Annotated in this window: 8 protein-coding genes; 1 reads left to right on the top strand and 7 read right to left on the bottom strand. The window is 76.1% G+C overall.

The genetic code is table 11. The annotated features are described in order from the left end of the window. Positions 1-74: 74 nt before the first annotated feature. The 4 genes from ACFV2S_RS03965 to ACFV2S_RS03950 form a co-directional block, all read right to left on the bottom strand. Entirely contained in the window at positions 75-1,034 is a 960-nt protein-coding gene (locus tag ACFV2S_RS03965) for an ABC transporter ATP-binding protein (protein ID WP_385553971.1), read from the bottom strand. After that, entirely contained in the window at positions 1,031-3,811 is a 2,781-nt protein-coding gene (locus tag ACFV2S_RS03960; RefSeq protein ID WP_385554376.1) for an FtsX-like permease family protein, read from the bottom strand. The genes ACFV2S_RS03965 and ACFV2S_RS03960 overlap by 4 nt, the downstream gene beginning before the upstream one ends. A gap of 80 nt (positions 3,812-3,891) precedes the next feature. Continuing rightward, a complete protein-coding gene (locus ACFV2S_RS03955) occupies positions 3,892-7,239 on the bottom strand; it encodes an FtsX-like permease family protein (RefSeq protein ID WP_385553969.1) in 3,348 nt (1,115 codons plus the stop codon). A 154-nt stretch (positions 7,240-7,393) separates the two neighbouring features. After that, positions 7,394-7,798, bottom strand: a complete 405-nt coding sequence (locus ACFV2S_RS03950; RefSeq protein WP_385553967.1) for a globin — start codon at positions 7,796-7,798, stop codon at positions 7,394-7,396. 97 nt (positions 7,799-7,895) lie between these two features. On the opposite strand from ACFV2S_RS03950, the gene ACFV2S_RS03945 reads away from it, so the two are divergent. Continuing rightward, entirely contained in the window at positions 7,896-8,858 is a 963-nt protein-coding gene (locus ACFV2S_RS03945; protein WP_385553965.1) for a methyltransferase domain-containing protein, read from the top strand. Positions 8,859-8,867: 9 nt separating this feature from the next. On the opposite strand, the gene ACFV2S_RS03940 is transcribed toward ACFV2S_RS03945, so the two are convergent. The 3 genes from ACFV2S_RS03940 to ACFV2S_RS03930 are packed head-to-tail and all read right to left on the bottom strand — an operon-like array spanning position 8,868 to position 12,955. Continuing rightward, positions 8,868-10,262, bottom strand: a complete 1,395-nt coding sequence (locus tag ACFV2S_RS03940; RefSeq protein WP_385553963.1) for an FHA domain-containing protein — start codon at positions 10,260-10,262, stop codon at positions 8,868-8,870. 41 nt (positions 10,263-10,303) lie between these two features. Continuing rightward, a complete protein-coding gene (locus ACFV2S_RS03935; RefSeq protein WP_385553961.1) occupies positions 10,304-11,629 on the bottom strand; it encodes a VWA domain-containing protein in 1,326 nt (441 codons plus the stop codon). 57 nt (positions 11,630-11,686) lie between these two features. Next, entirely contained in the window at positions 11,687-12,955 is a 1,269-nt protein-coding gene (locus ACFV2S_RS03930) for a PP2C family protein-serine/threonine phosphatase (RefSeq protein ID WP_385554374.1), read from the bottom strand. Positions 12,956-13,143 lie beyond the last annotated feature (188 nt).

Raw genomic sequence — 13,143 nt, 5'->3', positions numbered from 1 at the left:
TTGGTGGTGTTTGGTGTGTTTTGTGCCAAACGCCCCGGGCCCCGTCCCGAAGCCCACACCCACCCCCTAGGGCCTCAGCCCTCCGCGTCGTCCGGCCAGACCCCGATGTGGTCCTGCTCCAGCTCCAGCGCCACCCGGTGCTCCATGCCCAGCGCCTGCGTGTACTCCGCCGGGAGCTGGAGCCGGCCCGCGCGGTCGAGCATCGCGTACTCCCGCGCCACCAGCGACTCCTGGCCCTGCTCGTCGACCTCCGTGCGGCGCAGGACCTCCGAGGAGGTGCGGCCGTCGCGGATGGCGACCGTGCGGCGCACCTCGGAGGCGACCGCCTGGTCGTGGGTCACGATGACGATCGTCGTGCCCAGCTCCTCGTTGGCGCGGCGGAAGGCCGCGAAGACCTGCTCGCCGGTGGCCGAGTCCAGCTCGCCCGTCGGCTCGTCGGCGAGGAGCACCGAGGGGTTGTTGGCCAGCGCGACCGCGATGGCCACCCGCTGCTGCTGGCCGCCGGAGAGCTGGTGCGGCCGCCGGTCGCGGATCTCCGGGATGCCCAGCATGGCGAGCAGCTCCTCGGCCCGCTCCGTCTTCTGCTTCGAGCGACCCCGCAACTGCATCGGCAGCGCCACGTTCTGGGCGGCCGTCAGGTACGGCAGGAGGTTCCGGGCGGTCTGCTGCCAGACGAAGCCGACGACCTCGCGGCGGTAGCGCAGCCGCGCCTTGCCGTCCATGCCGAGGAGGTCGCAGCCGGCGACGCGGGCCGCGCCGGCGGTCGGCACGTCCAGGCCCGCCAGGATGTTCATCAGCGTGGACTTGCCGGAACCCGAGGCGCCGACGAGGGCCATCAGCTCGCCCTCCTTCACGAGGAGGTCGAGCCCCTGGAGCGCCTGCACCTCCACGCCGTCCGTGGTGAAGATGCGGACGAGCCGGTCGCAGGCGATGAGCGCGTCATGACCGTACGAGGGCCGGTCGCGGTGCGCCGTGGCCCGCCGCTCCAGCTCCTCCAGGGTCGTGTCGGACGGGGCCGTGTCGGTCTTCGTCATCGTGCGTCTCCTGCCCTGAGTTCCTTGATCGAGCCCCTGCGTGCCGCCCACCAGGCCTGTGCCACCGCCGCGAGTCCGGTGAGGACGACGACGGCGAGCGCGGGCAGCACCAGCGACCACGGGTCGGCCCGCAGCGGGGCGCTGTCCAGCGGAGCGAAGCCCGGTGCCGTCGCGAGCGCCAGCCGGAACAGGTCGATGCCCGGGGCGAGCAGGGGAACCGTCGCCCATCCGACCAGCATGCCGCCGAGCGCGGCGAGGACCGCCTGCGGCAGCGCCTCCAGGCCGAGCAGCCGCCGCGACTGCTTCCGGGTGAGTCCCATCGTCCGCAGCCGTGCGAGGAGGGTGTTGCGCTCGGGCGCGCTCTGCATCAGCGAGAGGAGCACGGCGACCACGGCGAGGGCCGCGCCCGCGCCGATCGCGCCCAGGTAGATCCGCTCGGCACCGGACTGGAGCGGCGAGTCCACGTACAGCGTCCGCTCCTCGCTCCGCAGCTTCACGGCGAGGGAGTCCGACTTCGCCTTCACCGCGGCACGCAGCGCGGCTCCGTCGACCGTCCCGGTCACGAGCAGCGAGGTGTTCGCCCGGTGGGTGAGGTCGGCGCCGTTGACGAGGAGGAAGTCGGCGTCGTCCAGGGCGGGGGTGGCGGAGCGGACCGCGACCACCTTCACCCGGAAGACCCCGGCCGCGGACACGATCTCCTGCGGGGCGCGGCCGAGCCGGTCGGCGACGGCCGGGGAGGCGATCGCGGGCAGGACGCGCTCGGTGTCGGCGACGGCGCCCGCGCCGCCCCTGCCGGTGGAGGCGAGGAGACCGGCGGGGAACGGGCCGAAGCCGGTCCGGTCCGCGAGCCGGGTGTACGAGGCGGGGTCGACGCCCACGATCGGCGCGCTCATCGGCAGTGCGGCGGTCCCCTGGTCCGACGGCAGGGAGACCCCGTACTCGATCTGCACCGGGGCCACGTCGCGTACGCCCTTGAGACCGCGCACCGACTCGGTGAGCCCGGCGGGCAGCGGGCTCCACTCGATCGGGCTGCCGATCCGGGCGTCCGCGCCGGTCGCGAGGAGCGCCGCCCGGTCGCGGGCGTCGGCGACGCCCGCGAGGACGGAGCCGCCGAAGGCGGCGGTGGTCAGCGCCAGCACGAGGGCGAGCAGCGGGAGGGTGCCCGAGGACGAGGCGCGTCCGGCCCGGGCGAGGGCCAGCGGCCCGACGGCCCCGCGCAGCCGGCGGGCGGGGCGGGCCAGCCACCGCAGGGGCAGCGGATAGACCCGTACGAGGACCATGGCGGCGATCAGGCCGACGAGTACGGGAGCGGCGCTCACCAGGTGGTCCCCGGAGTCGGCGGTGCCGCGCAGCCGCAGTGAGGCGACCGCGCCCACGGCGAGGACGAGCAGGGTGAGTTCGAGGACCGTGCGGCGCCGGGAGGGGCGTGCGGTGAGCAGGTCGTCGCGGCCGCCGTGCAGGCGCGGGCGCCGGTGCGCGACGACGGCCCGGACGGGCAGCACGAGGAGCGCGATCAGGGCGACGAGGGCGGTGGCGAGCACGGACGGGGTGAGGGGGATCTCGCCGGACCCGCCGGCGGGCGGCCGGACGGTCGTGACGGCGAGGACCAGGGCGAGCGCGGCGGCCGGCAGGACGACGGCCGAGGTCTCGCCGAGCAGGCGCAGGCCGATGCCGGTGAGGGAGGCGCCCCGGGAGCGGATCAGCGAGAGCTCGCTGTCGCGGCGGGCGACGAAGAGGCCGCCGGTCATCGCGAGGACGACCGCGGCGACCGCGCCGATCCCGAAGACGGCGACGGCCACGACCGGGTTGATGGCCTCGCGCATCGAGCGGTACGACTCCACGATCGCGTCGAGCTGGGTGGTGAGGGTGGCGTTGCCGATCACGGCGCGGCGCATCTTGACCAGGTCGGGGCCGCCGTTCGCGGAGTCCAGCGCGGCCGTGAGCCGGTCGGTGTCCCGCCCGGAGAGGTGCCCGGCCTCCGGCATGTACCGGAAGAAGACCTCCGGGTCACCGGTGGTGGCGAGGACGGCGGGCGCGGAGTCGGGGGAGAGGAGCAGCGCCGCCTGCCAGTAGTACTTCACCTCGTCGCCGACCATCGCGGCGAGCGCCGGGGTGCGCAGCAGCTGTTCGACCGCCCAGTACGGCGACTCGGGGGCGCGGGGTTCGACGATCCCGGTGACGGTCACGGCGATCGGCTCGGGGCTGAGCTTGCTCGGCACGTGGACGACGGAGCCGGGCTTCAGGTGCATGGCCTCGGCGGTCTTCGCGGTGACGACGGCTTCGGGGGCGGCGGCCGTCCCCGCGGCCGGCCGGCCCTTCCGCAGCGTGGAGTGCCCGGCCAGACCGGACGGGGAGGCGAGCACGAACTCGGGCGGGAGCCCGTCGGGCCGGGGCAGCCACGGGTCGGTGCCGGTGACCCGCTTGACCGTGCGGACGCCGTAGACGGTCTGGTCCGGGTCGGTCTGGATCGGCGCGGAGAACTGGGCCCGCACGTCGTCGCGCTTCTTCTGGAGGACGGCGTCGGTCAGTTTGGCGCCGTGCTCGTCCACGGGGATCGGGTAGGTCAGTTCGAGGACGGAGCTGCGGGGGGCCGCGGTCCGGATGTCGTGCCGCAGGCCCTCCGTCTCGTACCGGTCGACGGCACGCGGCAGCGCGGCCGCGAGGTAGGCGGTGACCAGGACGAGCAGGGCGAGGGAGGCGGCGGCCCAGGGCGCGGTCCGCAGCCGGGTCCGCACCCAGGGCGCCACCGCGCGGGCGGGCTTGTCGGACCGGGGCATGTCGGGGGCCTTCCTGCGGACGGCGTGCGGTGCGGTGCCGTCGTCGTCGTGGCGGTCGCGGTGCGGGGCGGTCGGCGGCATCAGTTGTCCCCCTGGTGGCGCAGGGTCACGGCGGGGTCCGCGCGGCGCAGGGCGATCGAGGCGACGATGGCCAGCGGCAGCGCGGCGACGCCGGCGAGGAGCAGGGCCACCTGGCCGAGGGGCAGTTCGACGAGGACCGGCGGTACGGGCCGGGCGGCCTGGCCGGTGAGGACGACGAGCGGGACGACGGCCCGGGCCAGGACGGTGCCGAGCCCGATGCCGACGAGCAGCCCGATGCCGATGAGGAGGCCCTGTTCGGCGGCGACGAGCCGGGCGAGCTTGCGGCGCGGTGCGCCGAGCGCGCGCAGCACGCCGAACTCCGCGGACCGTTCCCGCATCGCGCCGGCCGAGCCGACCGCGAAGCCGACCGCGGCGAGCGCGGCGGCGGCCGCGGCGACCGCCATCAGGGCGGCGTTGGGCCCGGCGCCGAGCGGGTCGCCGAGGAGTTCGTCGGCGACCTCGTCGCGGACGAGGACCTGGGACGGGTCGGTGTCGCCACGGGTGCGCAGGGTCTGGGCGACCTCGTCCGCGCGGCCGGGGGCGGTGGTCAGCCACCACTCGGTGGGCGGCAGGGTCGCGGTCCCGCCGGAGTCGGCCGCCAGGAACTGGTTGACCGCGGCCAGGTCGAGGAGGATCGCGCCGCCGTCCTCGGGGGTGGCGACGCCGGAGGCGACGGAGACGGTCCGGCCGCCCGGACCGGTGGTCGGCAGCTCTTCGACGACCTGGTCGACGGTGACGTCGATCCGGCGGCCGGCGATGTCGACCTCGATCAGGTCGCCGGGCTTGGCTCCGCTCGCCGTCATGAAGGCCGCGGTGGCGACGGCCGTGAGCTTCTTGGGCGTCTTCGGGGCGGGGGCTTCCAGCCGCAGGGTGAAGTCCGGCGGGCTCTCGAAGATGTCGGACTTGATGCCGAGGAGCGGGTACGCGACGGAGTACGGGGCCGGGCGGCCGCCCGGCCCGGCGGAGCCGGCGCGGGCGATCGAGGCGCCGCCGGTGCCGTTGGACTGCTCGAAGCCCGAGGCCCAGGCCCCGAGGACCCGGCCGGGGGCGTGGGCCGTGGTGGTGCCGTCGGCCTTCACCGTGGTGAAGCGCTCCACGCGGAGGGTCTGGTCGGCGTCGAGGTCGTCGGGGACGGTGCCGGTGAGCTCCAGGCCGGTGAGGGTGAGCAGACCGCCCGAGCCGCGGCCGCTGTCGGAGCCGGGCACGGCGGTGAGCGCGCCGATGTCGATGGTCAGCCGGTGCGTGCGGTCGTCCGCGGGCAGCTGGCCCAGGGCCTGCCGGTACGGGATGCCGGTCGGGTCCTCCAGGACGGCCGTGACCCGGGTCACGGGCATGTCCTCGGCCCTGGACAGGTGCAGGTCGGCGGTGAGCGTGCGGGTGCCCGCGGGCAGCGGGAGTCCGGGGCGGGCCCCGGACTTCGGGGTCAGCGGGGCCAGCAGGTCCGGGACCGGGAGGCCGGAGAGGTCGGAGCGGAGGAGCATCCCGCCCGCGTTGCGGGTGTCGACGGCCAGGACGGCGGCGTTCTTGCCGGCGACGTCCAGGGAGGTGCGGTGGACCGGGGCCGCGGCGGTGACGCCCGGCACGGTGGCGAGGCGTTCGGTCTGCGTCGGCTCGCCGGGGCCCGCGCCGAGGACGCGGATGTCCGTACCGACGCGGAAGTCGGCCTGGTCGCTCTGCGAGCGCTGCCACGAGCCGCTCTGCCCGATGGCGAGCATGCCCATCGCCACGGCGAGGACGAGGAGGAGGACGGGGCCCGCGCCGCGCAGCGGCCGGCGGCTGAACTGCCAGCCGGCGAGGGCGGCGGAGAGGCCGCGGCCGCCGGCCGCGCGCCGCTCGGCCAGCTTGGCGGCGGGCGGCAGCAGACGCAGCGTCAGGACGGTGCCGGCGAGGAGGGCGAGGGCGGGTGCCGCGACGAGCACCGGGTCGACGGAGCCGCCGCCGGTCCCGTCCGCGCCGAGGGTGCCGCCCGCGGCGGCCGGACGCTGGAGCTGCCAGTAGGCGACGGCGGCGATGGCGAGGAGGCCGAGGTCGGCTCCGGCGCGGACCGGAGCGGGAAGGGCCGCCGAGCGGGCCTTGCGCAGCGAGACGACGGAGCCGTCCCCGGCGGCCAGAGCGGGGGCCACGACGGCCCCCGCGCAGCACAGGGCGACGGCGGCGGCGACCAGCCACACCTGGGGCGAGGGCGAGGTGTCGAGGTGGACCCCGAGCTCGGAGAGCGCCGACCTCGCGGCGAAGAGCCTGGTCAGCGGCCCGGAGAGGAGGGGGGCGGCGAGCGCGGCGGGCAGGGCGAGCAGCAGTGCCTCGGCGGCCGCGAGCCCGGCGATCCGGCGTCGGGAGCCGCCGCGGGCCCGCAGCAGGGCCGTCTCGCCGGAGCGCTCGGTGCTGAGCAGCCGGGCGACGAGCAGCAGCGCGTAGGCGGCGAGCAGCACCAGCTGGACGGCGACGATCAGGAGGGTGGAGCGGGAGACGAGCAGGGCCCGCTGGGTCTGGTCGAGGACGGTGGGGAGCGCGGTCGCCGCGGAGATCGTCGTGCCGAAGGCGTCCGTGGACTCGGCCAGCTTCTTCGGGCCCTCGGTCGCGGTGGCGCGCAGGGAGTCCATGCGGTCGGTGGTGAGGCCGGTGAAGTCGGCGGACCCGAGCCAGGAGGTGTCGCCGGAGCTGAGGGCACCGGAGGCGAGGACGGCCGGGTCGACCTGGAGCGGGCCGTACGTCGTGAACGCGACGGTCCGCACGCCGCGGCCGCCCGCCGGGTCCAGCTGCCAGTACAGGTCGGAGGTGTCGGCGGGCCGGTAGACGCCGGTGATCCTGGCCTTCACCGTCCGGTTCTCCAGCCGGTCGGTGAGGTCGAGCACGGTGCCGGGGCCGACCTTGAGCCGTCGGGCGGCCTCCTCGGGCAGCGTCGCCTCGACCACGCCGCCGGCTCCGGCGGACGAGGGCCAGGCGCCCTTGACGAGCGTGAGGCGCGAGCGGTCGAGCGCGGCGAACTGCGTCAGGTCGGGGTCGCCCGCGCGGGCGGCGGGCGGCTGGAGGGCGCGGGGCAGCGCGTACGGCCCCGAGCGTTCGAGCCGCCAGACGGCCACCGGGAGGCCGGCGAAGGTCTTCCGCGTGCCCTCCTCGACGGCGGTCTCGGCACTGGCCCGCTTCTCGGCCGGTACCTGTCCGCCCACCTGCAGTGTGGCGGCGGCCGCGGACCGGCCCCGCAGGGAGGCCTGGAGCGCCGCGTCCCCGATCGCGCCGGAGAAGGCGGCGAGGGTCGCGAGCACCGAGGTCGTCAGGAGCACCGCCAGCAGTGCCGCGGCGAGCAGCAGCCGGTGCGCCCTGACGCGCAGAAATACGAACCCCGTCACCCATCCCCCTGGACCCGCTGAAGTTTCCTCGGATGCTTTCAGAGGGCACACGCCGCTGGTAACCGCTTCCCTGCGGACCTTGATGGGATCGTGACCGTTATTCGGCGTTCCGTGTCCGGAACGTTTCAGTCCGTGCCGCTGTTCGGTCGCCCCACTAACCGGCCGTGTTCACCATCGACGCCGCCGCGTATGTCAGGTAGCGCCACAGCTCGCTCTCGTGCTCCGGAGCGAGGCCGAGCGAGTCGAGGGCGTCGCGCATGTGCCGGAGCCAGGCGTCGTGCGCCGCCCGGTCCACGGTGAACGGGGCGTGCCGCATCCGCAGCCGGGGGTGGCCGCGGTGGTCGCTGTAGGTGCGGGGGCCGCCCCAGTACTGCATCAGGAAGAGGACGAGACGCTCCTCGGCCGGGCCGAGGTCCTCCTCGGGGTACATCGGGCGCAGCAGCGGGTCTCCCGCGACGCCCTCGTAGAAGCGGTGGACCAGGCGGCGGAACGTGTCCTCGCCGCCGACCTGCTCGTAGAAGGTCTGCTCCTGCGCTGTTTCCCCGGGAATCTCGTTCACCGTTCCATCGTCTCAGATGCCCGGGCCCAGGACCGGAGCCCTAGGACCCCTCGGACGGGGGCTCGCCCGCGGCCCCGGAGGGCGGGAGAGTGGGGGCATGGGTGCGCTGCGGGACGAGTACGCCGAGGCCGGCGCGCGGGAGCGGCACGCGCTCGTGCGGGAGGTCGAGGCGGACGGCCTGCTGACCGACCCCGCCTGGCGCGCGGCCTTCGCCGAGGTGCCGCGCCACCTCTTCGTCCCGTACTACTACGTCTCCGCGCCCGGCGGCTACGAGCGGCTCTGGTCCGGCGACCCCGAGCCGGACCGGCGGGAGCGCTGGCTGCGCGGGGCGTACGCGGACACGGCGATCGCCACCCGGGTACGGGACGGGGACCTGGTCTCCTCCGCCAGCCAGCCCTCGCTCATGGCGCTGATGCTCGACGCCCTGGACGTGCGCGACGGGGACGACGTCCTGGAGATCGGCGCCGGCACCGGCTACCACGCGGCCCTGCTCTGCCACCGGCTCGGCGAGGGGCACGTCACCACCGTCGACCTGGACGAGGAGATCGCCGAGGCCGCCCGGACCCATCTGGCCGCGGTCGGCTACCGGCCGGCGGTGCTCGCCGCCGACGGCGCCCGCGGCTGCCCCGAGCGCGCCCCGTACGACCGGATCGTGGCGACCTGCGCGGTGCCCTCCGTGCCGTACTCCTGGCTCGCCCAGTGCCGGCCCGGCGCGCTCGTCCTCGCCCCGCTGTCCACCGGGCTGATCCTGCTGCGGGTGCGCGACGCCGGGCACGCGGAGGGGCGCTTCCTGGCGACCTCCGCGTACTTCGTGGCGCTCCGGGGCGCGGGCGCCCAGGGGCCCGGGCGGCCCCCGCCGCGCCACGGCCAGGCCGGGGACGAGCGCTTCCTCTTCCTGTGGGGGCTCGTCGGCGGGACCCTCGACCGACGCGAAGCGCTCTCGCTCTGGCTGCGCGAGCGGCGGCCGGAGCGGGAGCGCTTCGGGGTGACGGTCAGCGGCGGCCGGCAGTGGGCCTGGCTGGACGACCCCGGAGGGCCGTACGCCTGGCCCCTGCGCTGAGGCCGTCCGTCAGGAGAGGCGGATCGTGATCGTGGTCCAGGCGCCGACGTGCACCCGGTCGCCGTCCTGGAGCTGGACGGGGACGTAGGGCTGGATCGGCTCCTCGCCGCCGTTGACCGTGGTGCCGTTGGTGGAGTTCTGGTCCACCACCGCCCACGACCCGTCCGGCTGCTGCACGAGCACGGCGTGCTGGTGCGAGACGCCCGGGTCCTCCGGCGGCACCGACAGGTCGACGTCGGGGGACTCGCCGGTGGAGTGCCGGCGACGGCCGATGGAGATCTGGTTGCCCCGGAGCGGCAGGTGCTTGTCCGGCGAGAACGCGGGCAGGTTCAGGCCCGTGGCCTCCGGACCGCTGCGCTGCATCATCGCCATGAAGTACTCGCGGTCCGGACCGATGACCGCCGTCCAGCTCAGCGGCTGCTGCGGCTGCGGGGGCGGCTGCGGCGGCTGGAACTGCTGCTGCCCCTGGTGCGCGGGAGGCCCCTGGTGCTGCTGCTGCCCCTGGTGCGCCGGAGGACCCTGATGCGGCGGAGGACCCTGATGCGGCGGGGGCCCCTGGTGCTGCGGCGGCTGGTGCAGGTGCTGCTGCGGGGGCGGAGGCGGGGGCGCCTGGTGGGGCGGCGGTGCCTGCGGTCCCGGGTGCGGCGGGGGCGCCTGGGGTGCCTGGTGGTGCGACGGCGGTGACAGGACCCAGTCGTCGTCCCCGCGCGGCTGCGGCGGCGCGGGCGGCGCGGGAGCCTGGGCCGGGGCCTGGAGGTACGCGGGCGGCTGCTGCTGCGCCTGCGGGCGCTGCGGCGGGGCCTGGTGGTGCGTGGGCTCGGCGCCCAGCGGCTCGGCCGGCCGGTTCACCTGCGAGGGCCGCGAGCCCTGGTACCCGAACGGGTCCTGCTGCTGCGGGGGCTGCTGCTGCGGGGGCGCGGGCGGCGGGGACTGGAAGCCCGGCGGCAGGTTCAGTCCGGGCGGCGGCCCGGGCTGCTGCGCAGGGGCGTTGTGCGGGGCCAGCGGCGTGTACGAGGTCGCCGTGTTCGTGAGGAAGTTCCAGCGGCACTCCTCGCAGAACGGCGCCATGTGCTCGCGCGGCGTACGGCACTGGGGGCAGAGCTCCGCCTGGGCCGTCGCGTTCGGGTCGCCACCGGGGCCGAAGCCGCCGGGAGCCCCGGGAGCACCCGGGCCGAAGCCGCCCGGACCGCCCTGGTGGCCGCCCGGACCTCCGGGCGCGCCCGGAGGCGGGCCCATCGGGGGCCGGCCGGGGCCGTCGGGGCCGGGGTATCCGTACGCGGGGGGCGGCGGCGGGGGAGGCGGCGGTACGGCACCCGTCGGCGCACCCGCCCCGGCCATGCGATGGCCGCAGACCTCGCACCAGTCGTCGGAGACCGACTGGTGTCCGTTCGGGCAGGTCGGCATGTCGGTGCTTCCCCCTCTCGTCGTCCGGCCCGGTGGCCGGGCTACCTCTTCACGCGAACGGTCTTGGTGGAGCGGGTCTCGAGTGTCATCTCGTCCGCTTCCGCGACCTTCGCCTTCAAACGCACAGTACCGGTCGCCGCGTCGACGACGTCGACCACCTTCGAAAGCAGTTTCGCCGTATCCGCGTTGCCGGAGGCCGCCGCGAGCTGCACGGCACGGCCCAGTTTGGCCGTCGCGCCGTCACGATCGCCCGATTTGCGGGCATCGAGACCCTGCTGGATGACGTCCGCCAGCTCCGCCTGGCCCGTGTAGTGCGCGACCTGCGGGTTGATCGACGTCGACATCGCGAGGTCGTCCGTCCACACCGCCCGTACCAGCCCTTGAGACAGCGGGCGCGGGTCGCCGCCCGCCGGGTCCGGGGCGATCAGGGAGACGCGGGCGGCGAGCATCTCCTGGCCGACCGCCGCCTGCGGGACCCGCACGCTCACGTGGTAGTCGCGGGACTCGTCGCCCCACGAGCCGGTCGGGTAGTCCCCGGCGCGCGGCCCCGCCTCGGTGCGCCGTCCGGTGAGGTCCTCGACGGCCGGTGCGACCTGCTTCACGAACATGATCTCGACCCCGACCGGGGTCCACAGGCGCAGGGCGACGTCCGCGACGCCCTTGCCCATCGCGTGCTCCATCATCGCCGTGAAGTCGGCCGCGAGCCCGGCCGGGTCGGCGACGATGTCGGCGGTGCCGAGGAGCGCCGAGGCGATCCCGGTGACCTCCTTGACCTCCCAGTCCGTGCCGACCCCGCGCGCGTCGCAGGTGAAGCGGCCCGCGCAGGCGTCGAGCGCGGCGCGCAGCTCCTCCGGCGTCTCGTGCTCGTTGCGGCCGTCGGTGAGCAGGATGCCGTGCCGGATGGTGAGCTCGGAGGAGGAGAGCAGCCGGTCCGCGAGCCGCAGCCAGGTGCCGATCGCGGTGCCGCCGCCGGCCGAGAGCCGGCGCAGCGACTCCTTGGCCTCGGCGCGGGTGCGGGCGTCGGCGACGGCGAGGCCGCCGTTCCCCGGGTAGACCTCCTTCGCCACGTGCGTCCCGGCGACGACGGCGAAGCGGGTGCCGTCGCGGAGGGTGTCGACGGCGGCGGCGGTCGCCTCGCGCGCGCCGCGCATCTTGGTGGCGGGGTAGTCCATGGAGCCGGAGCAGTCGACCATGAGGACGACGCCGGCCGCGGCCGGGACGCCGCCCGCGAAGCCTCCGGTGGTGCCGCCCCCGGTCGAGGTGACGGTGACGATCGCGCTGACGTCCCGGCCGCCCTCGGGCAGGAACTCGTTCTGGTAGACGTCCACCGAGAACCGGGGCGCGGTCGGCTTGGAGAAGTTCGCCATCTGTTTCGTGCTCCTCGGGGCGACGACGGTGAAGGGGGCGGGGATCGGCGACCGCTCTCAGGCGGATCCTGCCCCTCGGGGCGTGACGGTGAACGGGACGAGCGCGACCGTGATGTTGTCGTGGCCTCCGCCGTCCAGGGCGTGGCCGACGAGGACCTGGGCGCTGTGCAGCGGGCGGTCGGCCGCGTCGGCCGGGACGACCCGGGCCATGTCCTCGGCGCCCTCGGCGTAGTTCCACAGGCCGTCCGTGCAGACCACCACCACACCGGAACGGTCCGGCTTGAACGCGGCGGTGTGCGGGTCCAGTTCGTACGAGTCGGCGCCGAGCCAGCCGGTGATCGCGTGGGCGCGCTCGTCCGCGTACGCCTCGGCCTCGTTCATCAGGCCCGCGGCGACCATCTGCGCGGCCCACGAGTCGTCCTCGGTGAGCCGGGCGGGCGGCGTGCTGCGGTCGTCCGGCACCCAGTAGGCGCGGCTGTCGCCGACCCAGCCCACGACCAGCAGTCCGGCGGCGGCGACGGAGCCGACGATGGTGCAGGCCGGGGCGTTGCGATGGCGGTGCGGGTCGTGCTCCGCACCCTCCTGACCGGGCTCCTCCGCCAGGGAGTTGACGGCCTCGGCGGCGGCCACGATCGCCTCGTGCATCGCCTGCTGCGGGTGCGTGCCCCGGGGGAGCGCGGCGAGCAGCGAGGCGCCGGCGGCCTCGGCGGCGGCGGCGGAGGCCTCGTCGGGACGGGTCGCCGAGGAGACGCCGTCGCAGACGATCGCGAGGACGGCGGGGGAGCCGTCGGGCAGGGTGGTCGAGGAGACGGCGAACGCGTCCTCGTTGCGGTGGTGGCGCAGCCCGCGGTCGCTGACGGCGGCGACGCCGGTGAGCTCCCGCTCCATGTGGTCGCGCTCGCGCGGCTGGGCGTGCCCGCAGTTCGCGCAGTAGCCGTCGGTGTCGACCCGCCCGGCCCGGCAGGCCACGCAGAGCGCGGGACCGCCTGCGGCGGCGGGGGCGGCCGGAGCGGCCTGGGCGACCGGAGGGACCGGAGCGGCCTGGGCGGCCGGGGCGGGATCGGCGCGCACGGCGGTACGGGGGTCGGGCGCGGCCAGTTCGAAGTCGCCGTCGGGGGTGGCGACGGGAGCCCCGGGCGCGGGAGTCCCCGACACGGGGGCGGCGGGAGCGGGGGCGGCGGCGGGCGTGGGGGTCCCGGCCGCGGCGCCCGGTGCTCCGGTCTCCGGCGGTGTCGGGCCGTCCGTGCGGACCGCCGTCGCCGGGAGGTCGCGGCCGCCCGAGTCGGTGCCCGGGAGGTCGCCCGGGTGCTGGGTCGCCGTCGACAGCGAACCGGGTTCGCGCGGCGGGGCGTCCGGCCAGGCGACGGGGGTGCCCTAACCCACCCGGGGGGGTAATGACGCGGCCCGGTGGGCCCTCAACGTGTTATCCCCCCCCCCCCCCACAACCGCACCCCCCCCCACCGCGCGCCCCCGCCCGCACCCGGCCCGGAAAGGCCGCCCGAGGGCGCCCGCCG

The organism is Streptomyces sp. NPDC059695 (genome assembly GCF_042733785.1).
Taxonomy (GTDB): Bacteria; Actinomycetota; Actinomycetes; order Streptomycetales; family Streptomycetaceae; genus Streptomyces.
This window is presented reverse-complemented; position numbering and strand designations above follow the sequence as displayed.